5 protein-coding genes and 1 pseudogene are annotated in these 6,336 nt (G+C 61.2%); 5 read left to right on the top strand and 1 reads right to left on the bottom strand.

What is annotated here, in order from left to right:
• The 3 genes and pseudogenes from D6860_RS17835 to D6860_RS17825 form a co-directional block, all read left to right on the top strand.
• Positions 1-205: DUF3363 domain-containing protein (locus tag D6860_RS17835; RefSeq protein WP_128549302.1), on the top strand; the 205-nt coding region annotated here is incomplete at its 5' end.
• A gap of 26 nt (positions 206-231) precedes the next feature.
• Positions 232-2,020: pseudogene (locus D6860_RS17830) on the top strand (conjugal transfer protein TraG); the annotation flags it as partial.
• A gap of 248 nt (positions 2,021-2,268) precedes the next feature.
• A complete protein-coding gene (locus D6860_RS17825) occupies positions 2,269-2,697 on the top strand; it encodes a CopG family transcriptional regulator (protein ID WP_076625025.1) in 429 nt (142 codons plus the stop codon).
• A 244-nt stretch (positions 2,698-2,941) separates the two neighbouring features.
• Here the strand turns inward: D6860_RS17825 and D6860_RS17820 are convergent, their stop codons facing one another.
• Complete coding sequence (locus D6860_RS17820) at positions 2,942-4,228, bottom strand: Nramp family divalent metal transporter (protein WP_076625024.1); 1,287 nt, start codon at positions 4,226-4,228, stop codon at positions 2,942-2,944.
• A 184-nt stretch (positions 4,229-4,412) separates the two neighbouring features.
• Between D6860_RS17820 and mntR the strand changes: the two genes are divergently transcribed.
• Positions 4,413-4,853 (top strand): manganese-binding transcriptional regulator MntR, encoded by a 441-nt coding sequence (gene mntR / locus D6860_RS17815; RefSeq protein WP_076625023.1) that lies wholly within the window; start codon positions 4,413-4,415, stop codon positions 4,851-4,853.
• A gap of 457 nt (positions 4,854-5,310) precedes the next feature.
• On the top strand, positions 5,311-6,336 hold a 1,026-nt coding region (gene trbB / locus D6860_RS17810), incomplete at its 3' end, for a P-type conjugative transfer ATPase TrbB (RefSeq protein ID WP_254681423.1).

The raw sequence follows: 6,336 nt of genomic DNA, 5'->3' as shown, positions 1-6,336 counted from the left end.
CGGCCTCTATCGCCAGCGTCTCGCGCTGGCCTCGGGGCGATTTGCGATGATCGAAGGCTACGGTGCCGACGGCGCTCTCGGCTTCCAGTTCGTGCCCTGGTCCCCCTCCCTCGAAAAGCATCTCGGCCGGGATGTCACCGGCGTCGCGCGCGGGGACGGCGGGGTCGATTGGGACTTCGGCCGCAAGCGCGGCCTCGGCCTCTGATCAAACACAGGAAAGGAGCGACAGTCATGTCCGCGACCAAGATCCTCTGGGGCCAGATCTCCATCGTCTTCCTCATCATTCTGGCCACCACCTGGGGAGCGACGCAATACGTGGCCGCGAGCCTCGGCTATCAGGCACAGCTGGGCCCGCCCTGGTTCCTGCTGTTCGGGACGCCCATCTACTATCCACCGGCCATCTTCTGGTGGTGGTATTTCTACGAGGCCTACGCGCCACCGGTCTTTGCGAAAGGTGGGATCATCGCCGCCTCCGGGGGCTTCATCGCCATCGGTGTGGCCATCGCCATGTCGGTCTGGCGCGCGCGCGAGGCCCGCAACGTCGCGACCTATGGATCTGCCCGATGGGCCGAGAAGGGCGAGGTGAAGGCGGCCGGACTTCTCGACCCGGATGGCGTGGTCCTCGGTCGCTATGAGCGGGAATATCTGCGCCACGATGGGCCGGAGCATGTGCTCTGCTTCGCGCCGACGCGATCCGGCAAAGGGGTAGGGCTCGTCGTACCCTCTCTTCTCACCTGGCCCGGCTCGGCCATCGTTCATGATATCAAGGGCGAGAACTGGCAGTTGACCGCAGGGTTCCGGGCCCGGCACGGTCGGGTCCTGCTATTCGATCCGACCAATCCGAACTCTTCGGCCTACAACCCGCTGCTGGAAGTGCGCCGCGGCGAGTGGGAGGTTCGCGATGTCCAGAACATTGCAGATATTCTTGTCGACCCCGAGGGAAGTCTGGAGCGGCGGAACCACTGGGAGAAGACCAGCCACAGCTTGCTCGTCGGTGCGATCCTGCACGTCCTCTATGCCGAGAAGGACAAGACGCTGGCCGGTGTCGCCAACTTCCTGTCCGACCCGCGGCGTCCCGTGGAGTCGACGCTCCGCGCGATGATGCGGACGTCGCATCTGGGCGAGGCGGGACCGCATCCCGTGGTCGCCAGTGCCGCCCGCGAGTTGCTCAACAAATCCGAGAATGAACGCTCCGGCGTGCTTTCGACGGCGATGTCATTCCTTGGGCTCTATCGCGACCCCGTGGTCGCGCAGGTCACGCGCCGCTGCGACTGGCGGATCGGTGACATTGTCGGGGGAGTGCGCCCCGTCACGCTGTATCTCGTGGTGCCGCCTTCGGATATCAATCGCACCAAGCCGCTCATCCGTCTGATCCTCAACCAGGTCGGCCGACGCCTGACCGAGGATTTGCAGGGCAAGGATGACCGTCATCGGCTGCTTCTGATGCTCGATGAGTTCCCGGCGCTTGGCCGGTTGGATTTCTTCGAGAGCGCGCTGGCCTTCATGGCGGGCTACGGGCTGAAGAGCTTCCTTATCGCCCAGTCGCTGAACCAGATCGAGAAGGCCTACGGCCCGAACAACTCGATCCTCGACAATTGTCATGTCCGTGTGAGCTTCGCGACCAATGATGAGCGCACGGCCAAGCGGGTTTCTGATGCTCTCGGTACCGCCACCGAGATGAAGGCGATGAAGAACTATGCCGGGCACCGTCTGGCCCCCTGGCTCAGCCATCTTATGGTGTCCCGGTCAGAAACTGCGAGGGCCTTGCTCACCCCCGGGGAAATCATGCAACTGCCGCCCTCCGACGAGATCGTCATGGTGGCCGGTACACCGCCGATCCGGGCGACGAAAGCACGGTATTACGAAGATACGCGGTTCACCGAACGGGTCTTGCCGCCACCCGACTTGGTGGATGTGGACGCTTCGGGGAAAGATGACTGGAGCAGCCTGGCAGTCCCAACCCAGGACGACGAGCTCGAGCCAGTATCCGAGACGGGACCGGAGGATGAGGACTCGACAANAGCTCGAGCCAGTATCCGAGACGGGACCGGAGGATGAGGACTCGACAACGTCGGAACGCCGTCTTCAGCCGGAGCTGGCGCAGCCTCAGCCGGTCGACAGGCAGACGCCTCTCGAGAACGAGTTTGAATTCGACCCACCCGAGGATGAAGAGGATGGCGCCATTCGCAATCGCCACATCATGCAGCAGATGTGTGGTATCGCGCGTCAGGTCTCCCTCAATCCCGATGACGGCATGGAGCTTTGATCATGACCTTGAGCCGCAAGAAGACGAAGATCTCGGTCTACCTCGATCCTGAGGTCATGCAAATGCTGGCAGACTTCGCCGCCCGGCGTGACCGATCCCAATCGATGGTGGCCGAGGCCGCGATAGCATCCTTCCTCTCCCCGGATGACACGGAGCGCCGAGAGGCGGTTCTGGCCCGGCGCCTGGATCAGATCGACAGACGGATCACCCGGCTGGAGCGCGATGTCGGGATCTCCGTCGAAAGCCTGGCCGTATTCATCCGCTTCTGGCTTGCAACAACACCGGCTCTGCCGGAACCCGCGGCGAAAGCTGCGCGGGCGAAGGCTGGGGAGCGCTATGAGGCATTTATCTCGGCGCTCGGTCGGCGCCTCGCGCAGGGGCCGAAACTGCGGCAGGAGGTGTCGGAGGATGTGGAAGGGGTTGGCAGTTAACCAGAAACAAAGATCGTGTAGGTGTACGGCTTCGATCCAAATGACGGCTCGTAGGAAAGAGTGAAATCTATGGATTGATTAACTCAAGCCAGGCGTGAGTGACTGCGCTGCGGGCGCGTGGCTCCCGATCTGTGGCAGGCTTCCCTTTCTGTCTCAGTCCCCTGTGCCTTGGTCCAACTTTACAGCATGTTAGCCGACGTCGCATCGCGCGGCATTTTTGAGAGCACAACAAATGAACTCTTGCTCAATTGATGAGGAATGGGATCGGTACACCAAAGGTCTGTGCGAGCAGAACAAAGTTCAGCGACAGCACTGCAATTGCGCCGAGGATCGCGAGAACCCGCGTTACAGTTCCTATGGCGAAGGTACCCATGACGCAGCGACGCGATGTGAAGATAACCAGTGCGATCATTGGCACTGGCAGGGCGATCGACAGCACCACCTGACTCATCACGAGGGCGTCAGTGGCATTGTAGCCAACGGCGACAACAGCGAACGCTGGCACCATCGTCACCAGCCGCCGGACCCAAATCGGTACATGGAAGTGAAGGAAACCCTGCATGATCATCTGCCCGGCCATCGTGCCCACCACCGAGGACGACACACCCGAGGTGATCAACGACACTAGGAATACGGCGGCCGCAGCCGAGCCGAGAAGTGGTGTCAGTGTATGATAGGCGGTCTCGATTTCGGCCACGTTACTATGGCCTTGATGAAAGGCAGACGCTGCCATCATCACCATTGCCATGTTGACCATGCCGGCGACCGCGAGTGCGATCACCACCTCAATGTTCGAGAACCGTAGCACCTTGCGTCGGTCTTCGTCGTGACGGACCTCCGCACGATTTTGTGTTAAGCCTGAATGCAGATAGACCGCATGTGGCATCACCGTGGCCCCGATGATTCCGACCGCAATGGTCAGCGCGGTAGCGTCAGGCAGGTTCGGGGTCACCAGCCCCACGGCGGCGGAGCCCCAATCGATCGGTGCGATGAAAATCTCGATCAAGTAACACAACGAGATAATCGCGACCATTGTACCAATGATTAGCTCCATCGGGCGGAAACCCCGGCGCTCGAAGATCAAGATACCGTAGGTCACGATGGCGGTCACCACCATGCCCCAGATCAGCGGCATATTGAACAGGAGCGCCAAGCCGATTGCGCCACCGAGAAATTCAGCGAGGTCGGTGGCCATGGCGGCAACCTCACTAACCGCCCACATCGCCCAGACGACAGGGCGGGGAAAATTATCCCGCGACATCTCGGCCAGGTTCTTGCCAGTGACGATCCCCAGCCGCGCAGACAGGGACTGGAACAGCATCGCAATCAGGTTGGCCAGCAGGACCACCCACAGAAGCACGTAGCCATAGCCGGCACCCGCTTGGATGTTGGTCGCATAGTTGCCTGGGTCGACATAGGCGATTGAGGCTATCACTGCGGGACCGACGAAGAGGAACTTGCTGCCAAAGCCACGCCGCTCGCCAGAGAGAACGGCGCTCATACCACGGCGGGTGCGTTCTGTGCTGATCATCAAGCCTTCCTCTGTATGCCTAGGCTTCGTAATATAGCCAAGGCTTCATATTCTACAACGGCAAATATTATACAGGCTGAACATCAGATGCTGGGTGCAAAAATCAAGCCTTGGCTATATTGATTTCATTACATTCAAAATGCTACATTCCCTCGCACTTCAGATGAATGAGTTCAGGACCGCGATGACCGAACACGATACGCCCCCGGCCGAGATTTCGCCCACGGAACAGGCGGGGCGTTTCGCCCGTGCAAGAGAGAAGCAGTCGATGGCGATCCTGGAGGATTACGTTGAGATGATCGGCGACTTGATCGCGATGCATGGCGAGGCCCGGGTTGCCGATATTGCCGAACGTATGGGTGTGGCCCATCCTACCGCCACCAAGGCGGTGGCGCGGCTCAAGCGAGAGGGTCTGGCGACCTCACGCCCATATCGCGGGGTCTTCCTTACCGACAAGGGCGAAGCGCTCGCAAATTGGGTACGCGTTCGCCATCGAACGGTGGTCGACCTACTGATCGCAGTCGGCGTGCCTCAGGAAACCGCCGAGGCGGATGCAGAGGGGATCGAGCATCACGTCTCCCGTCGCACGCTGAAGGCCTTCGAAGCTTATTTGACTGACAAGTGATCACGTCGATGAGGTTCTGCGCGAACCGATAACTTCATGACTACGCTGATAATAATCAACGAGTCAGAGCAAGACTGGACAGTCTTGGGAAAGAGATTCCCGACACGTCGCATTGAACTCTTACAAATGCGAAATTCCATTGGCTACAAGTCTGCGCACTTCGGTAGTACGCCCAGAATTTCCCGGAAGTAAGCACTCCCTGTTCCCGAAATTGCGGTGGCCGTCACATGATCGGTACATCTCTGGTTCGGCGCCGTTGATTCCAGGTTTCGCCACGACCTAGTGACCGATGACATCCTACTTGGTGGGTGAGGCATGTTCCGCCGTTTTCCTGTCTTTGCACGCCACGCTACGAAGACCCTCGGAACCCTGTTGAGCTCTAGGCATTTACGGCTTTCTTAATCGACCCCGATCCAGGGCGGCCTGTTGGAGGCGCCCGTAAGGAGACGGGGCCAGCATGGCGAAGACCGATCAGAGACCAGAAGTGATCCGGAGAGGCGCGCGGATGCTGCGCACCGCGCTCGGGCCGGCGATCGCCGGGTTTCTGGAGGACCCCATGACCGTCGAGGTGATGCTCAACCCCGATGGGCGGCTCTGGGTCGACCGACTTTCCGAGGGGCTGGCCGACAGCGGCAAGATGCTGAGCGCAGCGGACGGCGAGCGCATCGTTCGACTGGTCGCGCACCATGTCGGCGTCGAAGTTCATAGCCTGTCCCCTCGCGTTTCCGCAGAACTGCCGGAAACAGGCGAACGCTTTGAGGGGCTGCTTCCGCCCGTGGTCGCCGCTCCGGCTTTCGCCATCCGCAAACCCGCCGTCGCCGTCTTCACCCTCGAAGATTACGTCACCGCCGGAATCATGACCGGGATGCAGGCCGAGGCGCTGCGCCTGGCGGTCGCCACCCGCGCCAACATCCTCGTCGCCGGCGGCACCTCGACCGGCAAGACCACGCTGACCAATGCGCTGCTCGCCGAAGTGGCCAAGACCTCCGATCGTGTCGTGATCATCGAGGACACCCGAGAGCTGCAATGCTCAGCGCCGAACCTCGTGGCGATGCGCACCAGGGACGGTGTTGCAAGCCTGTCCGATCTGGTTCGATCCTCGCTGCGTCTACGCCCCGATCGTATTCCGATCGGCGAGGTGCGTGGCGCCGAGGCGCTGGACCTGCTCAAAGCCTGGGGCACCGGCCATCCCGGCGGCATCGGCACCATCCATGCCGGTTCCGGGATCGGCGCGCTTCGCCGTCTCGAACAGCTCATCCAGGAAGCCGTCGTTACCGTGCCCCGCTCCATGATCGCGGAGACCATCGACCTCGTGGCCGTCCTGGGCGGTCGAGGTTCCGCGCGTCGTCTGCTCGAACTTGCCCGCGTCGAGGGCCTCGGGCCGGACGGCGACTACCGAATTTCCCGCGCCATTTCAGAAACCGCCACCACTCAAGAACCAGGAGATCCTGAACCGCGCCAGGTTTGCCGGAGGCTGATTTCG

This window comes from Salipiger sp. D13 (genome assembly GCF_003703915.1).
GTDB lineage: Bacteria > Pseudomonadota > Alphaproteobacteria > Rhodobacterales > Rhodobacteraceae > Salipiger > Salipiger profundus.
Note: the sequence above shows the minus strand (reverse complement) of the source record. Positions and strands in the feature narration are given on the sequence as shown.